We start from the raw sequence: 18,793 nt of genomic DNA, 5'->3' as shown, positions 1-18,793 counted from the left end.
GCCATGCCCCCACGGAAGCCCAAATCCCCGCCCGGCACGCCGGACGGGCGCTACCTCGTCGTGGACGGCCGGCTGTGGCGGCGCTCGGACCCCGCCCTCGGGCCCCGGCAGCGTCAACTGCTGGTGGAGGTGCTGATGCGGGCGCGGCGGGACGTGGGCCTCGCGCTCCGCGCGAAGGACGCGGCGGCGGAGCGCAAGGCCCGGGACACGGTGCACCGCGCGAAGGTGGCGCTCGGGGAGCGGGGGCCGCCGTGGTGGACGGACGGCGCCCCGGACTTCAACCGCCACCGCGTGGAGGGCACCCCCTACGCGGCGTGGTTCGCGGCGCTTCAGTCCCGGGACAGGCCGTAGAGGGACATGACGAGCGCCTCGAAGGCGCGCGAGGGCAGCACCCACTTCGCCATCACCGCCGCGCGCTGCACCCACCTGCCCACCGAGTAGCGCACGCGCACGTGCCCGTGCTCCAGCACCTCCAGCACCGTGTGCGCCACGGCCTCCGGGGGCACCCCGCCCCGCTCGTCGGCCTGGATGGTCTTCAGCGCCGTCTCGAAGGGCGCGCGGTACGCGGAGCCCGGGCCGGACTGGCCCGCGAGCACACGGTTGTCCGTGATTCGCGTCTGCACGTCACCGGGCTGGACCAGGGTGGCCTGGATGCCGAAGGGGGCCACCTCCTGGCGAAGGCTCTCCGTCAGCCCCTCCAGGGCGAACTTGCTGGCGCTGTAGAGCCCCTGGAAGGGCAGCCCCACCGCGCCGCCCAGCGAGCTGATGTGGATGAACAGGCCGGAGCGGCGCTCGCGCATGGACGGCAGCGCCGCCTTGCACACGCGCATCACGCCCAGCAGGTTGGTGTCGAACTGCTGCCTCGCCTCCTCGATGGAGGTGTCCTCCAGCGAGCCCGCCAGCGCGTAGCCAGCGTTGTTCACCACCACGTCGATGCGCCCCTCCGCCGCCAGCACCGCGTCCACCGCGCGCCGCACGGAGTCGTCCCGGGTGACGTCCAGCTCCAGCCAGCGCCAGCCCCGCGGGGCCTCTGTCAGCGGCTGGCGGCTGGTGCCGTAGACGGTGTGCCCGCTCGCGCTCAGCAGCTCCGCGCAGGCCCTGCCAATTCCGGAAGAAGCCCCGGTGATGAGTACGACCCTGCCCTGGGATGCGACCATGTCATTGCTCCGCAATCCCCCCAGGGCCCGCACAAACCATGAGCCCCTCGTGCGGACAAGGCACTGGAATGGACTGGAACGCGCGGTGCGGGCGCGCGACCCGGACTAGCGCACGCTGGGAGGCAGGCGCGTGCGCCCCTCCTGGTCCAGCGGCAGGCCGTCCGTGTCCTTCCAGGGCCGGTGGCGCTGCACCTCGCGCACCATGAAGAAGGCCGCGGCGGACAGCACGCCGACGTCGTCCAGCCAGCCGAGCACCGGGATGAAGTCCGGCAGCGCGTCCACGGGCGACACGAAGTAGACCACCGCCAGCACGCCAGCGAGCTTCCGCCAGAGCGACACCCGCGGGTCGCGCACATAGCCGAAGAAGCGGGTCCCCATGCCACGAAGGCCTGCGATGTTCATGCCCACCCCTACGCGTGAGGGGCCCGGGTGATTGCAGCCCCGGCCCACCCCCAGCGTACGACGGTTGCCCGGTTGGAGGGCAGCCGGCCTCAGTCCGGACTGTCCTCCAGCACCACCGCGCGGCCCACCACCTCCAGCCGGGCCCGCGAGCCCGGGCGCAGCGGCAGGTCGGGCGCGCCGCGCACGGTGAGCTCCAGGCCTCCGCAGGCCACGGTGTATTCGGCGCTGGCGCCCTGGAACTCGCGCGCCAGGACTTCCGCGCGCAGGGCGCCGCCCACCGCGACGGCGTCCGTGTCCGGCACCAGCTTCAGGGCCTCCGGCCGCAGCGACAGCAGCACGTTGCCCTTCGCGTGGCCCGTCACGGGGAGGATGCCGAGCATCGTCCGCGCCCCGTTGCCGAAGCCCACGCCGGGCAGCAGGTTGGTGCCACCCAGGAAGTACGCCACGAAGGCGGTGCGCGGCGTGGTGTAGACGGCCTCGGGCGTGCCCACCTGCTCCACCTTGCCGGCGCGCATCACCGCGAGCCGGTCCGCGAAGGCCATGGCCTCGCCCTGGTCGTGCGTGACGAACAGCACCGTGGTGCCCAGCGACTTCAGGGCCCGCCGCACCTCCACGCGCGTGGACGCGCGCAGGGTGATGTCCAGGCGGGAGAAGGGCTCGTCCAGCAGCAGCACCCGCGGCCCCGGTGCGAGCGCGCGCGCCAGGGCCACGCGCTGCTGCTGCCCGCCGGAGAGCGCGTGCGGCATGCGCGGCTCGAAGCCCTCCAGGCCGAACAGCTTCAGCAGGGCCCGGGCGCGCGCATGGGCCTCGGGACGCGGCAGCGCGGCGAGGCCGAAGGCCACGTTGTCGAGCACGGACAGGTGCGGGAAGAGGGCGGCGTCGTGGAACACCATGCCCACGCCGCGCTGCTCCGGCGGCACGAAGGCGCCCGGGCCCGCCAGGGTGCGGCCGTCCAGGGTGAGGGTGCCCGCGTCGGGGCGGTCGAAGCCGGCGACGAGGCGCAGGGCCGCCGTCTTGCCGCAGCCGGAGGGGCCGAGCAGCGCCACCACCTCGCCCGGCTCCACCGCCAGCGTGAGGCCGTCCACGGCAGGGGCACCGCTGGACGTGCGCAGGGTGAGGGCATCGAGCGAGAGGAGGGGCATGACGGAGCGCGGCGCACCCTACCGCGTTCCTGCGTGGGAGAAAGCCCTCCGGGGACGTGTGATTCGCGCGCAGGAGCGCGGGCGCTGGGCCCGGGGCGGCGCGGGCGCTGGCCGGCGAGCGCGGGGCCCGGGCGGCGCGGGCGCTGGTCGGCGAGTGCGGGGCCCGGGGCGGCGCGAGCGAGGGCCTCTCGCGGCGGACCACCGGACAGAGGGCCATCCCACCCGCGCGACGCGGCGCGGGGCGGGATAGCCTCCGCGGCCGTAAGCCACCCGCCGTCGCGGAGACACGCCATGCTTCGCCCGCTCATCGCAGCCTGTGCCGCCGTCCTGCTCGTCGCTCCACTCGCCTCGGCACAGCAGTCGCCGTCGCCTTCGCAGCCGCCCGCTCCGCAGTCAGCGCCCAAGTCGCGGGCCCTGCAGCAGCAAGCGGCGCAGCAGACACCGCCGAAGGCATCGGCCGCGCAGCAGACCCCTCCGAAGCCACCGGCCACCGCGACGGACACCACGCGCCCCAACTCGATGAAGACCGCGGGCGAGCGCACCCAGGCCGCGCTCCAGCAGGCGCCCACCGCGAAGCCCGAGGACGTGCGCTCCATCGCGAGCCTCATGTCCGCGCTCTACGACGTCATCAGCGGCCCCGCGGGCCAGGCGCGCGACTGGCAGCGCTTCCGCTCGCTGTTCTATCCGGGCGCGAAGATGATTCCCGTCCGGCGGCCGAAGCCCGGCGCGGGCCCCGGCATCTCCCCCATCACCCCGGATGACTACGCCACGTGGGGCGTGGACTTCTTCAACAAGCACGCGTTCTACGAGAAGGAGACGCACCGGGAGGTGTCCGGCTACGGCGACCTCGTCAACGTGCTCAGCGCCTACGAGACGCGCGAGGCCGCCAACGGCCCGGTGACGTCCAAGGGCGTCAACAGCCTGCAGCTCGTCTTCGACGGCCAGCGGTGGTGGGTGCTGAACATCGCGTGGATTGACGAGAAGACGGCCGGCACGCCGGTGCCGAAGGACTTCGCGCGCAAGGAGTAGAACCCGGACGCATGAGCCCTCGCGCCTCGTGTGACGTGCTCGTCGTGGGCAACTACTGCCACGACCTGCTGCGGCTCGGTCCGGGCCGGGAGGCGCACGCGCTCGGGGGCTCGTCGGCGTACATCTCCTCGGTGCTGGAGGCCATGGGCGTGGACTACACGGTGGCCGCCGTCGCGGGCGAGGACTTCCGGTACGCGGACCAGGTCCGGCATCCGCCGCGAATCGTCCCGGGCACGCGCACCACGCAGTTCACCGCGGAGCTGGGCCAGGGCGAGCGCGTGCTGCGTGTCAGCGCTCGCGCGGAAGCCATCCGCCCCGAGGACATCACCGTGAACGCGCGCGTGGCACTGGCCTGCGGTGTCATGGGCGAGCTGCTTCCGGAGACGCTGGTCCGCGTCTCCGAGCGCGCCCGGCACGTGGTGGCCGATGCGCAGGGGCTGCTCCGGGTGCTGGATGGCGAGGGGCGCGTGCTCAACCAGCGCCTCGAGGCGACGCCGTACGCCGCGCTCCTGGAGCGCATCCACATGCTGAAGGCCAGTGAAGAGGAGGCGCGCGCGCTGGACGTCGAACAGGTGCGCAGACGCACGTGCCTCGTCATCACCCGGGGCGCGGACGGCTGCACGGTGCTCACAGCGGAGGAGCGCATCGACGTGCCCGCCCTTCCCACCGAGGAGGTGGACCCCACCGGGGCGGGAGACTGCTTCCTCGCGGGCTTCGCGCTGGGCCTGCTGCGGGAGCTTCCGCTCGCGCGGTGCGCGGAGCTGGCCAACTGGTTCGGAGCGCAGGCGGTGATGCAGGTGGGCGTGCCGAAGCTGGACGTGTCCGCGCTTCCGGCGTCGCTGCGCTGACGCGGCCGTCACGGTGGGCGGCGCACCGGGCTTTCCTGGTACAAATGCAATCCATGAACCTGGCCCGCTCCACCGCCCTCGCGCTGCTGCTGGTGTTCGTTCTCGCGCCCACCGTTTCCGCTCATGCCGCCACCGCCATCGTGAAGCACGGCGACGGCTGGCAGCTCCAGGTGGACGGGAAGCCATACATCGCCAAGGGCGTCACCTTCAGCGGCGGCCGCTCCGCGGACTACGAGAAGGACTGCGCGCGGCTCGCGGCCCTCGGGGTGAACACGCTGCGCACCTGGGGCACCGGGACGGAGACACGGGTGCTGCTCGACGCCGCGCACAAGCACGGGCTCAAGGTGCTCGTCGGGCTGTGGCTGCGGCAGGGTCGCCCCGGCGCGGAGAGCGATGACTCCTTCGACTACCTCCACGACACCGAGGGCATGAAGAAGCAGTTCTCGGACACGCTCGCCCAGGTCCGCGCCTTCAAGGGCCACCCCGCCGTGCTCGCCTGGGGCATTGGCAACGAGGTGCTGCTCAACTCTCCCAATGACGCCGCCAAGGAGGCCTATGCCCGCTTCCTCGAGAAAGTCGTCCGCGAGGTGAAGAAGCTCGACGCGAGCCACCCCGTCATCTCCGTGGACGCGTGGACGCTCGGGGTGCCGTGGTGGATGAAGTACTCGCCGTCCCTCGATGCGTACGGCCTCAACGTCTACGGCGGCGGCATCCACGCCCTCCCCGGCGAGTTGCAGAAGGCCGGCGTCACCAAGCCCTGGCTCATCACCGAGTTCGGCGCCCAGGGCGAGTGGGACGCGCCCAGGGATGCGAATGGCATCCCCCGCGAGCCGGATGACTCGCAGAAGTACGACGCCATCGTCGACGGCTGGCAGAAGGCCCTCGCGCCGCACGTCCAGGAGGGCCGCTGTCTGGGGCTGTTCGTCTTCAACTACAGCGCGTCGTTCGACCACACCGGGCTGTGGCTGGGCATGCTGTCGGGCACGTCCACCCGGCCCGCGTGGCACGCGGTGCGCGAGGCCTATACCGGCCAGAAGCCCGCCACGGCGCTGCCCGCCATCACGCGCGTCACCGTGGGCGAGGTGAAGCGCGAGAAGTCCGGCACCTTCGCCCCGGTCCAGGTCGAGACGAAGGATGCGGAGGGGGCGCCGCTCGACGTGTCCTTCGCTTACAACTTCCGGGGCGCGGCCACGCGCCACGAGCGCGATGAGGTGGTGCGGCTCCAGGCCACTCCAGGCCCCACGCCCGGCGCCTGGCTCGTGCGCCTGCCCGCGGTGAAGGGGCCCATCAAGCTCTACACGCTCGGCAAGGACCGCGCGGGCAACCTCGCGGCCGCGACCACCTCCGTCGCCCTGCCCTCCGCGCCCTGATTCGAGGCGCGGCGGGCCTCCGCGCTCCACCGGAGGATTCGCGGAACGAACGTTCCTTCCAGGGTGCCCCCTTCCGGGCAGGGCCAAGGCCGATCCAGGCTCTGAGGATTCGAGGAACGAAACGTTCCTTCCGCAGCGACCAGCGACCGGAGGCGGCCCGGGTCGGTCCAGTCTCAGGGGATTCGCGGAACGAACATTCCTTCCGCGGCGACCAGCGGCCGGGAGGGCGGCCCGCCGGGTGTCCAGCTTCGGAGGACTCGCGGAACGAACGTTCCTTCCAGGGTAACCAACTGCCGGGCAGGGCTACTGCCACGTTCGGTCCAGTCTCAGGGGATTCGCGGAACGAACATTCCTTCCGCCGCGACCAGCGGCCGGGAGGGAGGCCCGGGGCCGTTCATCCCGCGCAGCCCGCACCCGCGGCCCGAGATGAAAACGCGGCCCGGCGCCCGGCTCACGCGCATCCAGGTGCCCACCCACCTCGGCCCAAGAAAAACGCCCCCTCCCAGGTGGGAGGAGGCGTCGTTCACTTCAGCCGTCCCGTCGCTCAGCCCTCTTCTTCGGGCGACTCGGAGCCGGTGGCGCCATTGTCCTCCGGCGTCCCGGGCGTCTCCTCCGCGGCAGGAGCCTCGGCCGTCTCACCCTCCGGCGAGGCGCTCGCCTCGGCAGGGGGCGCCGCTTCCACCGGGGACACCGTCTCCTCGTCCTCGGAGGCCTCGCCCTCGGGGAGCTTGGAGATGGCCATCACCTTCTCCTGCTCGTTCTCCAGCGCAATCAGCCGCACGCCCTGCGTGTTGCGGCCGATGACGGAGATTTCCTTCACCCGCATGCGGATGAGCATGCCGCCGTTGGTGACGAGCATCACCTCGTCCGAGTCCTTCACCTGCAACAGGCCCACCACCTTGCCGTTCCGCTCGGTGGTCTTGATGTCGATGATGCCCTTGCCGCCGCGGCCCTGCTGCCGGTACTCGGTCTCCTCGGTGCGCTTGCCGTAGCCGTTCTCCGTCACCGTGAGGATGGTCGTCTCCGGCTCCACCACGTCCGCGCCCACCACCTCGTCGCCGTCCTCCAGCGTGATGCCCTTCACGCCGTAGGCCTGACGCCCCATGGAGCGGACCTCCGTCTCCGGGAAGCGGATGCTCATGCCCGTACCCGTCGACAGCAGGATGTCCTTGGTGCCGTCGGTAATCATCACCGACACCAGTTCGTCCCCGTCGTCGATGCCCAGCGCGATGATGCCGCTGGAGCGCACGTTGGCGAACGCGCTCAGGTCCGTACGCTTCACCACGCCCTTCTTCGTGACGAAGAAGACGTACCGGTTCTCCGGGAAGTCGCGCGTCACCAGCACCTGCGCCAGCCGCTCGCCCTCGCCGAACTGCACCAGGTTCACCATGGCCTTGCCGCGCGACGTGCGGCTGGCCTGCGGAATCTGGTGCACCTTGAGCGAGTACAGCTTGCCCTTGGTCGTAATCGGCATCAGGAACGCGTGGGTGCTCGCCACGAAGAGCTTGCTGACGAAGTCGTCCTCCTTCGTCGCCGCCCCCGTCTTCCCACGCCCACCGCGCTTCTGCGCCCGGTACTCCGACAGCGGCGAGCGCTTCACGTAGCCGGTGTGCGAGAGCGTCACCACCATCGTCTCCTCGGCGATGAGGTCCTCGCTCGTAATCTCATCCACCGCGCCGGTGATTTCCGTGCGGCGCTTGTCGCCGTAGCGCTCGCGAATCTCGAGCAGCTCCGCCTTGATGACGCTGAGCAGGCTGCGCTCGTTGGCGAGGATGTCCTGCAGCCGGGCGATGTCGCGGATGAGGTCGATGAGCTCGCGGAACAGCTCCTCGCGCTGCAGGCCGGTGAGGCGCTGCAGGCGCATCTCGAGGATGTTCTGCGCCTGCTCCTGGCTGAAGCCCGCGCCCTCGTACTTGTGCGCCAGGCCCTGGTAGGACGGCTCCTCGTTGCGCGCGCGCGAGACGAGCAGCTCCATCTGCGCCTTCGCCGCCGCGTAGTCGATGCGGTCCAGCTTGCTGAAGCGCTCGTGCTCGTACAGCGCGGGCGACAGGATGTGCATCAGGCCCCAGCGCGCCTCGTCCGGGTCCTTGGACGCGCGGATGAGGCTGACCACCAGGTCGATGAGGTCCTGCGCGACGAGCAGGCCCTCGACGATGTGCATGCGCGCCAGCGCCTTGCGCAGCTCGTAGCGGCTGCGGCGCGTCACCACGTCGCGGCGGTGGGCGATGAAGCGGTCCAGCAGCTCCTTCAGGTTCAGCGTGCGCGGCTGGCCCCCGTCGATGGCGAGCATCACGGCGCCGAACGTCGTCTCCAGCGGCGTCATCTGGTACAGGTTGTTGAGCACCACCTGCGCAATCGCGTCACGCTTCAGCTCGATGACGATGCGCATGCCCTGACGGTCGCTCTCGTCACGGATGTCGCTGATGCCCTCCAGCTTCTTCTCGCGCACCAGCTCGGCGATCTTCTCGATGAGCCGCGCCTTGTTCACCTGGTACGGAATCTCCGTGAAGATGATGGCCTCACGGTCCGCCCGCTTGGACGTCTCAATCTCCGAGCGCGCGCGGATGGTGATCTGCCCGCGGCCCGTCTCGTAGGCGCGGACGATGCCCTCGCGGCCGGTGATGATGGCGGCGGTGGGGAAGTCCGGGCCGGTGATGAACTCCATCAAGTCGCGGACGGTGCAGTCCGGGTTGTCGATGAGGTGCAGCGTGCCGCTGATGACCTCGGTCAGGTTGTGCGGCGGGATGTTGGTGGTCATGCCCACCGCGATGCCGCTGCTGCCGTTGACCAGGAGGTTGGGGAACTTGGCGGGGAGGACGAGCGGCTCTTCGAGCGAGTCGTCGTAGTTGGGACCGAAGTCGACGGTCTCCTTCTCGATGTCCGCCAGCAAGTCCTCCGCCAGCCGCTCCATGCGCACTTCGGTGTAGCGCATGGCCGCGGGCGAGTCGCCGTCCACCGAGCCGAAGTTGCCCTGCCCGTCCACGAGCAGGTAGCGCAGGCTCCATTCCTGGGCCAGGCGCACCATGGCGTCGTACACGGACGCGTCGCCGTGCGGGTGGTACTTGCCGATGACGTCGCCGACGACGCGGGCGCTCTTCTTGTACGCGCGGTTGTGGGTGTTGCCGAGGTCGTTCATCGCGAACAGCACGCGGCGATGCACGGGCTTGAGGCCGTCACGCACGTCGGGCAGCGCGCGACCGATGATGACGGACATCGAGTAGTCGAGATACGAGCGGCGCATCTCGTCTTCGATGTTCACGGGGATGAGCTCCCCGGCGCTGCCAGGAGGCGGAGGCGCGGGGGGCGTTGCCGGCTTGTCGGTAGTGTCGTCAGCCATGAGCTCTGGAAGTGTCTGGGAGGGGCGCTCTCGCGAGGCCGCCGTCCGGTGGGTGAGCGTTCGTAACCCCCGGATTTCCCTACGTCAACAAGGGAAACGAGGGGGTGGCGGCCTGGATGCCCGGATGGTTGGAAATGGGGTCTGGAAAGGGCCTTCCGGCGCTCCATTTTGAACGCTCGGGAAGGCCTTTTTCAGCCCGCCAAAACGGGCTTGGAGGCAGCTCAGGCGGAGCGCGCGGAACCCTGGGGACGAAGGGGGGCGGCCAGCCGTTCGGCCTCGGTGCCGATGGCGCCTTCCGGGTCCTTTTCCCTTGCCTTCTCGAAGGCCTCCAGCGCGCCCTGGCGGTCGCCCTTGAGCTTCAGCGCCACGCCCACGTTGAGGTGCGCGGAGGCCAGGTCGCGGTCCATGGACACGGCCTCGCGGAAGAGCGTGAGCGCCTGGTCCACGTCACCCGACAGCAGCGCCTCCTTGCCGGCCTGCACGCGCTTCTCCGCGTCGTTGACCAGCTCCACCTGGAAGACGCTGCCGCCCACCACGTTGGCGATGAGCATGCGGAGGATTCCGCCCCAGTAGAAGGTGAGCCCCTCCGCGGCCACCACGGCGGCCAGCGGCAGGTCCGGCAGCAATTGCTTGCCGCGGAACTTGAAGCGCACCCGAGTGTAGCGGCCCTTGTTGGCCCAGTGGACCATCTCGCCCTGGAGCTTGCGCAGCCCCTCCTCCATGCGCTTCGGGTCGATTTCGAAGGGCAGGACGCGGCCCCCCACGGGCTCTCCCGCCGGCAGGGCCTTGCGGGGCTCGACGGGCTCGGTGATGGGCTCGGTGTCGAGGACGGGCTCCGCCTCCAGCACGGGCGGACGCGGCTCGGCCCTGGGCGCGGACGCCCTGGCCGGGGCGGCAGGCGCCTTCGCCGGAGGAGGGGTGGACGCCTTCGCCTTCACGGGGGCGGCGCGGGCCGCGGACTTCTTCGCCTTCGCCGGGGACTTGCGGGAGGAGCTCTTGGCCATGTCTCCACCTTAAACGAGCCACGGACCTCGCGCTTGCATGTCCCAATCACTCCGGCCTCCCGGAACACTTCTTCGCACTCGCGCCACACGGACTTCACGCCGGGGCCGTGCCCCCCGCGGGCGACCTCGGGGAAGATGGGGCGCCCTCCCTCCCGAAAGGACCCTCCACCGAATGACGCGCGCACGGCCCGTGGTGCTCTCCGCCCTGCTCTCCTCCGCCTGCCTCTGGGCGCCACTCGCCAGCGCCGCCGGTGGCGCCGACATCGCACCTCCGAACGTGCCTTCAGACGTCTGGCCCCGCATCCGGAAGGAGCGCATCCAGAAGCTGCTGCCCCAGGCCATGGCCCGCGCCAACGTGGACGCCTGGGTGCTCCTCTGCCGGGAGAACGACAACGACCCGCTGGCCGACCACGTGGGCTGCGAGAACGCGGGCGGCACCGCCGCCTTCCTGTTCTTCCGGCAGGGCGACGGGGTGCGCTCGCTCGCCCTGTCTCCCGCGGGCGAGGCCACGGCGCTCAAGGACGTGGGCCCGCTGGACGAAGTCATCCCGCTGGAGCGCGGGACGGACCTCTACGCGCAGGTGGCGGCGCGGCTGGCGGCGGCGAAGCCCGCGCGCATCGCCGTGAATTCGTCGGACAAGGTGACGGTGGCGGACGGGCTGTCCGCGTCGCAGCGCGCGGCGCTGGAGAAGGCGCTGTCACCCGCGCTGCGCAGGAAGCTGGTGTCCTCCGACGACCTCGTTTCCGAGTGGCTCTCCGTGAAGCTCCCCGAGGAGGTGGACATCCTCCGCAAGGCCGCCGCGCTCACGTCGCAACTGGAGGTGGAGGCGTACCGCGCAGTGGTGCCGGGCAAGACGCGCGACGTGGACGTGGCGCGCTTCCTCAGACGGCGCATGGCGGAACTGGGCGTGGGGGACGCGTGGGCGCCGGACCAGAACCCCAACGTGCAGAGCGGGCCCACGCGGGGCCACTCGCACGCCACCGAGCGCGTGATTCAGCCCGGGGACTTCATCCAGACGGACTTCGGCATCCGCGTGGGCGGCCGGTGGGTGACGGACATCCAGCGCTTCGCGTACGTGCTGGCCCCCGGCGAGACGAAGCCCCCGAAGGAGGCGCTGGAGAAGTGGGAGAAGGGCAAGAAGGGCAGCCGCATCGCCCTGGCCGCCCTGAAGCCCGGCGCGCGAGGCTGGGACGTGGACAAGGCCCAGCGCGACTGGATGCGCGAGGCCGGCTCCGAGCCCGTCATGTGGGGCACCGGCCACCCCGTGGGCTACTGGGCGCATGACGTGGGCCCGGCGCTCTCGGGGGCGCAGAAGGACCAGCCCGCGAAGGGCCAGTCGGCGCGCGTGGTCCGCCCCGGGCAGGTGTTCGCCTTCGATGGGTTCTTCGCGTGGAAGGACGGCGGGCCGGACCAGATGCGCCTCGTCTCCGTGGAGGAGATGGCCGTCGTCACCGACACCGGCGCGGAGTACCTCATCCCACCGCAGGAGGACCTGGTGCTCATCCCCTCTCCGGCGCCGAGCGGGGGGCCGTCCGGACCCGGCCCGGCGCGGTGAGTGGGGCGGCCCCTGTCGGCAGCGCCGCGGGGGCTCGGCTAGGATGAACAGGCTCTTCCGGAGAACCCCGCGATGCTGACCGTGCTCGTTATCGACGATGACCTCTTCGTGCTCGCGATGGTGAGGGACATCCTCCAGAGCGCGGGCTACGCGGTCGTCACCATGCAGACGCCGGAAGAGGCGTTCAACATGAGCGTGGCGGACGTCTCCGCCATCCTCTGCGACTTCAACATGCCGGGGATGACGGGCGCCGACGTGCTGACGGCCATGCGCGAGCTGCAGAACTGCCAGGTGCCGTTCATCTTCCTCACCGGACACGAGGAGCTGGACGACATCCTCCCCGTCGCCATCCGCTACGGCGCGGAGCTGCTGCCCAAGCCGATTCAACCCGTCGAGCTGATACGGCTGCTCGTCAAGCAGCTCGGCACCGCGGCGGCCTGACGCGCACGGCCGCCTCCGTGCCGCTCCGGGTCCTCACGTTCAACATCGCGCACGGCGCGCCCTTCCTCGTCCCCATGCCCTTCCTGCGCCCGCCGGGACGCCTGCGGCGGACGCTGGACGGCATCGCCGCGCTGCTCGCCCACGAGGCGGCGGACGTGGTGGCGTTGCAGGAGGTGGACCGCAAGTGCCTGTTCAGCGGCGGGGTGGACCAGGTGGCGCACCTGGCGGCACAGGCGGGCTATCCGCACGTCCTGCATGGCGCGCATCTGCGGGTGCCCGGCTTCTTCGAGCAGGGCACCGCGCTGCTGTCTCGCCTCCCGCTGCATGAGCCCGAGGCGCGGTCCTTCGAGGGGGACCGCGCCGTGGACAAGGGCTACGTGGTGGCCGCCATCCACTGGCAGGGAGGTGTCATCGATGTGGCCTCCATCCACCTGGACCCGTTCTCCGCGCAGCGGCGGCTGCGGCAGGTGCAGCGGCTGACTGGAGCCCTGGACCGACGCCCCGCGCGGCTGCGCGTGGTGATGGGCGACCTCAACTCCCACGAGGCCCTGGTGGCACCGCTCCGCCAGTCCACCCGCGTCCAGGCGCCGGAAGGCGGCGAGCCCACGTACACGTCGGCAGCGCCTCGCGAGCGGCTGGACTGGGTTCTCGCGTCCCCAGAGCTGCGCTTCACGCGCTACACACGGGTGCACTCGCTGCTGTCGGACCACCTGCCCGTGGTCGCGGAGCTGGAGTTGACGGCGTCCGGCCAGGGCCAGGGCTGACCGCGAGCCGTCAGTCGGACTCGGACAGGGACTTCGGTGCGCTCGCCACCACCTGGCGCAGCACCTCGCGGAAGCCGGAGGGTTGAAGCGCGTCCTGCTCCAGCCGCCGGGTCCTGTCGGGCGTCGTGAAGAGGTAGCAGTACTCGCCCTCGGGGAGCCGGCCCGTGCGGCAGGCTTCGGCGAGCACCGGCGCGCGCGCCTTCAGGTAGACGAGCGCCGTGCGCGCCGCGGCCTCCTCCACGTCATGGCCGCGAGTCCAGGGCGTCGCGTCCACGTCCGGCATCCTGGAGACCCGCTCCAACCAGTGCAGCCAGGCCTCCGCTTCCGCCGCGCGGCCGCCCGCTCGCAGGTGCCGGTACCAGTACACCGGCAGGAACCTCGGGCTGCTGCCGCGCCCGCCTCCCGAGGCATAGCCCGTCGCGAGCGGTCGCTCGTCCCGCCAGAAGGCCGTGGCCACCGCGCCCACCAGGACGTCCACTCCGAGCGGCGGCGGCGCCGTGCTCGCGAGCAGCGCGTCCAGCCGGGCCCATGGCCGCTCCGGCCGGGGTGAGAAGGCACGGGCCTGCCGGGGTGGCAGGGGAACGAGGAGCGCGGACTCGCGCACCTGCTTCAGCCGGTGCTGGTACGCGTTTCGCGTCTCCTCGTGGTTCATCGGCGGCCAGGGCGCCAGTGCCAGCGTCCCTGGAGCGTGCCGCCAGAACTGCACGCTCCTCGAAGGCTCCGGCACCGGGAGTGGCAGGGTCTGCTCCAGCGACGGCAGCAGCCGGCCCTCCAGCAGCCCGGGGTGCTGGGAGACGAAGTACACCGTGTCCTCGTCGAAGGCCCACGTGTCCTCGAGCGTCGCCAGCGTCAGCGTCTCGGCGGGAGGGTGCAGCCGCAGCGCGAGCGTCCGGTGCTTCTCGCGGTAGATGATGACCAGCGCGTCGCCATACCAGCGCATGAAGCCCACGCGGCAGCCGAAGTACGGATTGTAGGTGGGCACCTCCACCTGCCCGCGTGGATGTCCCTCCCAGGCGAAGTGGACGTCGATGCTCACCGGCACGTAGCCACCCTGGGACTCGCCGGTCCGTTGCTCGACCCAGGCCACGCGCCCGGTCGCCGCGTCCACCGCACCGCCGAGCACCTCGCGGCTCGTGCCCACCGGCAGCAGCTTCATCGTCCCGAGGTGGAGGGCGTCTCCCGGAGCCCCCGGCGCTTCCGGGTACGGCACGTCGCTCCCGAGCGCCCGGCCGATGGCCGCGAGCAACGCGTCATGTTCCAGGTGCCCCGTGCTGTCCGTCATCTCCGCCTCGACGTGTCCGCTCCCGCTTCGCGCGATGGAGCGCAGCTTCCCATGCGCGACGCCATCAGGACGTGGATTCAACCGCGCGCGGAAGCTCCTTCCGAATCTCGCGGTAGGCCCCGGTCGGCTTCCGGAGGCGTCCTGTTCGGAAATGTCGGGGGTTTTGAGCGGCGGTCTCAGCCGGTCATCGCAACGGCCCGGCGCGAAATGTCCCGACATTTCCGAACAGGACGGTGCCAGGAGTGTCCGGACCGCCCCCGCGCCGCCAGTACGTACCGCGGGTCAGCCCAGCAGCGCGAAGAGCTGGTGGCACTGCGCCAGCAGTTGGCCGTCCTCGGTCCAGAGCTGTTGGTGGTCTTCCGCGTAGCCCCCGGCGGCCTGGCGCGAGCGGCCGGTGCGCAGGAAGTGCGCGTCCTCGCGCAGGCCCGGACGCGGCAGCGCGTGGAAGAAGTCCACCCGGAAGTCCACGGTCGCCGCCGCCTGGAAACCGTCCACGCGCGTGAGCGCCGACGGCGGGTACGCATCCATCAGCCCCACGCACAGCGGCGCGTCCAGCAGCAGGTGCTCGCGGGGGCGAATCCAGCCGCCGGTCTCCGCCACGGGCCCGCCCGAGTACGGGGCGCCTCCGAGGCAGAAGCGGTACTCGAAGAACTGGCAGAACGTGGGCATGGGCACGTCGTCCGGCACCACCGGCACGTCGTGCGGCGGAGGCACTTCCGGGCGCGGCACCTCGAAGTACTCCATCGTTCCGCCGCGCGCCGCGCCGAAGGTGGCGCTGGCCACGCACACCACGCCCGACGCGGTCTCCACTCGCGCCGTGGCGTGCGTGACGAGCTTCCCCGCGCGCTCGATGCGCGTCTGGATTTCCGCCTCACCTTCCACGGCGGGCGCGCAGAAGTGCGCGGTGAGCGAGCGCACCGGCCTCCCCGCCGCGCCCACGTGGTGCTCCAGCGCTCGCAGCGCCGCTCCCGCCACCACGCCTCCGAAGGCCCCGCGTCCCTGGTACCAGGGCGCGGTGAAGTGGATGCGGTAGCGGCCAGGGGCGAGCGGCTCGGGCGAGGTGGCGGCGAGGAAGGCGGCGGTCATGTCGCGGCGCACCGTATCAAGCCGTTGGGGCTCGGGGGCCCACCGTACACACGGCCGCCGCGACGTGCTCTCTCGCTCAGCGAGCGGCCCCGGTATCCGTGACGAGCCCCACCGCGGAGAGGGCGACTTCGTACAGGTCTCCCTGGCCGTTGCCCGGAGCGCGCAGGCGGGCGTCGAACTCCTCGGTGGTGTACGGCGTGGCGCGCGGCTCCACCTGGAAGGGAAGGCGTGACGCGTACACCAGCACGCCGCGTGCTGGCACCACCACCGGTGTCAGCACGTCGCCCCGGTTGACGGCCGCGCCCAGGTTGCGCGGCGTGCTCCAGCCCGTGCCCTCGCGGAAGGACACCCAGAGGTCGTACCTGCCCAGGCTGCCCGGCCGGTCCTCCGAGCTGAAGAGGAGGTAGCGCTCATCGGGGGCGATGAAGTGGTTGCCCGCGCCGTGCTCCGTGTTGATGGGCGCGGGCAGCTTCTCGCCAGGGCCGTAGCGGCCGTCCTTCCACGGGTAGCGGTGGATGGCGCGCTTGCCCCCGGGAGCCACCGGCATGCGCGTGACGTAGAGCGCGCCGTCCGCGGTGACGGAGGTGTTCGTCTCCGTGTCGTCCGTGCTGACTTCGGGCACGTGGCGCGGTGCGCTCCAGCCTGTGCCCTCGCGCTCCACCATCCAGACGTCGAAGTCCTTCCGCACCGGCTCGCCTTCCTTCACGGGCCGGTTGGACGCGAAGAAGAGCCGCCGGCCGTCGCGTGACAGCGCCGGGTCGATGTCCCGCCAGCGGCCGGAGAAGGGCGCTACCTCCGGCTTCGTCCAGCGCCCGCCCCGGAAGTGGCTCAGCATGATGAGCTGGAAGGTGTAGCGCGTGGGGTCCGCGCGGTTGAAGTAGACGGTGTTGCCGTCCGGCGAGAAGGCGGCGCCGAACTCCTCGTGGGCGGTGGACACGACGTCGGCGGCGAAGACGCGCGGCGCCTGGGGAGCAGCGGGCGCGGCGGACAGCGAGGCGAGCAGCGCGAGGGATGCGACGGTGGACATGGCTCTCCCGTGCGGCCCGTGTCCTCGGTGAGAGACCACGGGCGCGAGTGTGGTGATTCAGCGCTTCAGGAAGGACGGTGATGGCGCGGGCGTCAGGCCCGGTGCGGCATGAGTCCGATGACAGCGCGGGCGTCAGGCCCGGTGCGGCATGAGTCCGATGACAGCGCGGGCGTCAGGCCCGGCGAAGTACGAGTCCAGGAGTAGCCCGGGTGTCAGGCCCGGTGCGGCATGAGTCCGATGACGGCGCGGGCATCACGCCCGATGCAGCTCGAGTCCGGTGGCGTCAGGCCAGCTCAGGCCCGCCGCAGCACCAGCGCGGGAGTGGACGCGAGCACCAGGCCCAGACCCACGCCGATGACTCCGGACGCGCCGTAGAGGACACAGGTAAGCGCACCGCACAGCGTGGCCAGCACCCCGGCCGCGAGCACGAAGCGGCCGCGCCCTTCCACCGGTGCCGCGCGGGTGATGAGGATGCCGGCCAACACCCCACCGCCCACGCACGCCCAGACGCAGAAGGCCCGGCAGCCCGACACACACACGTGCCCGGAGGCCACCACCAGCGGAGGCACCAGCAGCGGCATCACCCCGCCCAGCACCCCCGGCACCACCGCGCGCCCCAGCACTCCGCCCCACCAGCCATATCCAATCAGCAGCGCCGTGAAGACGGCGCCCAGCACCAGCGTCCCCGGGCCCACGTTGGAGCGCAGCGCCACCGCGCACAGCACCAGCACCACACCGTAGCCACCGAGCGGCAGCGCCCGCGCCAGCCGGCCCTTCTCGTACGCCCACCTCGCGCGGCGGGCGAGCTCACTCGACTCCATGTCTCGTCCTCCAGGCGGCCCTCAGCCGCGTCATCGCCCGCTCCACCCGCTTGCGGAAGGTGGCCGGCGGCACCGCCGGGCGTTCCACCTCACCCATGGCCGCGGCGAGCGTGGCCGCGTCCTCGGGCTTCAAGTCCTCCAGCACGTCCCGCAGCGCCTCGGCGAGCTGCGCCCCCACGAGCCTCGCCTCCGGCCCCTCCGCCGCGTCGGCGAACTCCTCGTCCGGAGGCGCCTCCTCGCGCCGCCGCTGCCGCGCCTGGCGGTACGTGCGGCACTCGTACGCCGCCAGGGACAACACCCAGGGCAATGCCTCCCTCGAAGCGTCGAAGTCCGACGCCCGGGTGAACACCTTCAGCAGCGCCGCCTGCGCCGCGTCCTCCGCGTCCGCACTGTCCGGCAGCAGCCGCGCACAGAAGCGCGCCACGAGCGGGTGCAGCACCCCGAAGGCCGGAGCGAACGCACTCCGGTCGCCCTCGGCGAGCCTCGCCATCCACTGCTGCAACGCCTGTCGCGCCGCGGAGTCCACGTCCGTGTCCGCCTCTTCCGCCTGCCCTGCCCTGCCCGCCTCGCCGCCCTCTCCCTCATTAGGCACGTGCCAGCAAAGCGTGACAGGGCCTCCGCGTCCCAGGCCCCCGAGTCACCCGCCACCTCAGGCGGAGAGCTTCCAGTCCACGGGGGGACGGCCGTTCGCCTCCAGCGCCTCGTTCACCTTCGAGAAGGGGCGGCTGCCGAAGAAGCCGTTGCTCGCGGACAGCGGCGAGGGGTGCGTGCCCTCCATCACCACGTGCCGCTTCGCGTCGATGAGCTTCTTCTTCTTCTGCGCGTAGCGGCCCCACAGCAGGAACACCACCGGTTCCTTCCTGGCGCTCACCGCGCGGATGACCGCGTCCGTGAAGTCCTCCCACCCGTGGCTCGCGTGGCTGTTGGGCTCGGCCTGCCGCACCGTCAGCACCGCGTTGAGCAGCAGCACGCCCTGCTTCGCCCAGGGAATCAGCGAGCCGTCCTTCGGGCGCGGCACCTTCACGTCGCTCTCCAGCTCCTTGAAGATGTTCACCAGCGAGGGCGGCGGCGGCACCCCGGGCTGCACCGAGAAGGCCAGCCCGTGCGCCTGTCCCGGCCCGTGGTACGGGTCCTGCCCCAGCAGCAGCACCTTCACGTCCCGGTACGGCGTCAGCCGGAACGCGGAGAAGAGGTCCTCCTCCGACGGGAAGACCGTGGCCGACTTCCGCTCCTCCGCGACGAAGCGCTCCAGCTCCAGGAACGACGGCGACGCGAGCGCCGCGCGCAGCTCGTGCTTCCAGTCCTCGGGCAACCTGTCCGCCAGCATGGCTCCCTCTCTCCCCATCCAGGGGTGAGGGCATTGAAGCACCTACCCGCCGCGTAGGCCCAGGGCTTTCACTGCGAAGGGGGCGCGATTCCGACCCGGGTGGACCGGGCCTCCCGGAGCGGCCTCCAGAGGGGGGAGGGTCTCCGCCAAGACGGACGGCAGCCGGGCAGGCAGGGCGGGTTCTTGGGGCCCACCCACCAG

Annotated in this window: 18 protein-coding genes; 7 read left to right on the top strand and 11 right to left on the bottom strand. The window is 71.5% G+C overall.

The window, feature by feature from the left end; translation table 11 throughout:
- Positions 1-3 precede the first annotated feature (3 nt).
- A complete protein-coding gene (locus ACX9TP_RS04955) occupies positions 4-351 on the top strand; it encodes a hypothetical protein (protein ID WP_482978556.1) in 348 nt (115 codons plus the stop codon).
- Here ACX9TP_RS04955 and ACX9TP_RS04950 read toward each other — a convergent pair.
- From ACX9TP_RS04950 to ACX9TP_RS04940, 3 genes are all read right to left on the bottom strand, one after another.
- A complete protein-coding gene (locus tag ACX9TP_RS04950) occupies positions 330-1,157 on the bottom strand; it encodes an SDR family oxidoreductase (protein ID WP_482978555.1) in 828 nt (275 codons plus the stop codon). The two genes, ACX9TP_RS04955 and ACX9TP_RS04950, sit on opposite strands and share 22 nt — an antisense overlap.
- Before the next feature lie 105 nt (positions 1,158-1,262).
- The gene (locus ACX9TP_RS04945) at positions 1,263-1,559 is read right to left on the bottom strand and encodes a YkvA family protein (RefSeq protein WP_482978554.1); all 297 of its coding nucleotides are present in this window, start codon (positions 1,557-1,559) and stop codon (positions 1,263-1,265) included.
- 89 nt (positions 1,560-1,648) lie between these two features.
- Positions 1,649-2,701 carry an ABC transporter ATP-binding protein gene (locus tag ACX9TP_RS04940; RefSeq protein ID WP_482978553.1) on the bottom strand — a complete coding sequence of 351 codons (1,053 nt, stop codon included), beginning with the start codon at positions 2,699-2,701 and terminating at the stop codon, positions 1,649-1,651.
- 291 nt (positions 2,702-2,992) lie between these two features.
- Here ACX9TP_RS04940 and ACX9TP_RS04935 point away from each other — a divergent pair, with 291 nt between their 5' ends.
- From ACX9TP_RS04935 to ACX9TP_RS04925, 3 genes are read left to right on the top strand one after another with little or no spacing between them, the layout of a single operon-like run.
- Positions 2,993-3,730: a nuclear transport factor 2 family protein gene (locus tag ACX9TP_RS04935; RefSeq protein ID WP_482978552.1), complete on the top strand. Its 738-nt coding sequence runs from the start codon at positions 2,993-2,995 to the stop codon at positions 3,728-3,730.
- An 11-nt stretch (positions 3,731-3,741) separates the two neighbouring features.
- Positions 3,742-4,578 (top strand): PfkB family carbohydrate kinase, encoded by an 837-nt coding sequence (locus tag ACX9TP_RS04930; RefSeq protein ID WP_482978551.1) that lies wholly within the window; start codon positions 3,742-3,744, stop codon positions 4,576-4,578.
- A 53-nt stretch (positions 4,579-4,631) separates the two neighbouring features.
- The gene (locus ACX9TP_RS04925) at positions 4,632-5,948 is read left to right on the top strand and encodes a glycoside hydrolase family 2 TIM barrel-domain containing protein (protein WP_482978550.1); all 1,317 of its coding nucleotides are present in this window, start codon (positions 4,632-4,634) and stop codon (positions 5,946-5,948) included.
- A gap of 544 nt (positions 5,949-6,492) precedes the next feature.
- On the opposite strand, the gene gyrA is transcribed toward ACX9TP_RS04925, so the two are convergent.
- Entirely contained in the window at positions 6,493-9,285 is a 2,793-nt protein-coding gene (gene gyrA / locus ACX9TP_RS04920; protein WP_482978549.1) for a DNA gyrase subunit A, read from the bottom strand.
- A 221-nt stretch (positions 9,286-9,506) separates the two neighbouring features.
- Positions 9,507-10,289 (bottom strand): tetratricopeptide repeat protein, encoded by a 783-nt coding sequence (locus ACX9TP_RS04915; protein ID WP_482978548.1) that lies wholly within the window; start codon positions 10,287-10,289, stop codon positions 9,507-9,509.
- Positions 10,290-10,461: 172 nt separating this feature from the next.
- Here ACX9TP_RS04915 and ACX9TP_RS04910 point away from each other — a divergent pair, with 172 nt between their 5' ends.
- From ACX9TP_RS04910 to ACX9TP_RS04900, 3 genes are all read left to right on the top strand, one after another.
- Entirely contained in the window at positions 10,462-11,844 is a 1,383-nt protein-coding gene (locus ACX9TP_RS04910; protein WP_482978547.1) for a M24 family metallopeptidase, read from the top strand.
- A 72-nt stretch (positions 11,845-11,916) separates the two neighbouring features.
- Positions 11,917-12,285, top strand: coding sequence for a response regulator (locus ACX9TP_RS04905; protein WP_482978546.1), 369 nt, complete (start codon positions 11,917-11,919; stop codon positions 12,283-12,285).
- 17 nt (positions 12,286-12,302) lie between these two features.
- Positions 12,303-13,049: an endonuclease/exonuclease/phosphatase family protein gene (locus ACX9TP_RS04900; RefSeq protein ID WP_482978545.1), complete on the top strand. Its 747-nt coding sequence runs from the start codon at positions 12,303-12,305 to the stop codon at positions 13,047-13,049.
- Positions 13,050-13,059: 10 nt separating this feature from the next.
- Here the strand turns inward: ACX9TP_RS04900 and ACX9TP_RS04895 are convergent, their stop codons facing one another.
- The 6 genes from ACX9TP_RS04895 to ung form a co-directional block, all read right to left on the bottom strand.
- Complete coding sequence (locus tag ACX9TP_RS04895; protein WP_482978544.1) at positions 13,060-14,412, bottom strand: hypothetical protein; 1,353 nt, start codon at positions 14,410-14,412, stop codon at positions 13,060-13,062.
- Positions 14,413-14,613: 201 nt separating this feature from the next.
- A complete protein-coding gene (locus ACX9TP_RS04890) occupies positions 14,614-15,417 on the bottom strand; it encodes an acyl-CoA thioesterase (protein WP_482978543.1) in 804 nt (267 codons plus the stop codon).
- 76 nt (positions 15,418-15,493) lie between these two features.
- The gene (locus ACX9TP_RS04885) at positions 15,494-16,444 is read right to left on the bottom strand and encodes a TolB family protein (RefSeq protein WP_482978542.1); all 951 of its coding nucleotides are present in this window, start codon (positions 16,442-16,444) and stop codon (positions 15,494-15,496) included.
- A 293-nt stretch (positions 16,445-16,737) separates the two neighbouring features.
- The gene (locus ACX9TP_RS04880) at positions 16,738-17,265 is read right to left on the bottom strand and encodes a hypothetical protein (protein ID WP_482978541.1); all 528 of its coding nucleotides are present in this window, start codon (positions 17,263-17,265) and stop codon (positions 16,738-16,740) included.
- The gene (locus tag ACX9TP_RS04875) at positions 17,252-17,857 is read right to left on the bottom strand and encodes an RNA polymerase sigma factor (protein WP_482978540.1); all 606 of its coding nucleotides are present in this window, start codon (positions 17,855-17,857) and stop codon (positions 17,252-17,254) included. The genes ACX9TP_RS04880 and ACX9TP_RS04875 overlap by 14 nt, the downstream gene beginning before the upstream one ends.
- Positions 17,858-17,914: 57 nt before the next feature.
- A complete protein-coding gene (gene ung / locus ACX9TP_RS04870; RefSeq protein WP_482978539.1) occupies positions 17,915-18,592 on the bottom strand; it encodes a uracil-DNA glycosylase in 678 nt (225 codons plus the stop codon).
- Positions 18,593-18,793 lie beyond the last annotated feature (201 nt).

This window comes from Pyxidicoccus sp. M15, assembly GCF_056858435.1.
The sequence above is the reverse complement of the archived record's forward strand: the minus strand, read 5'-3'. Positions and strand labels throughout refer to the sequence as shown.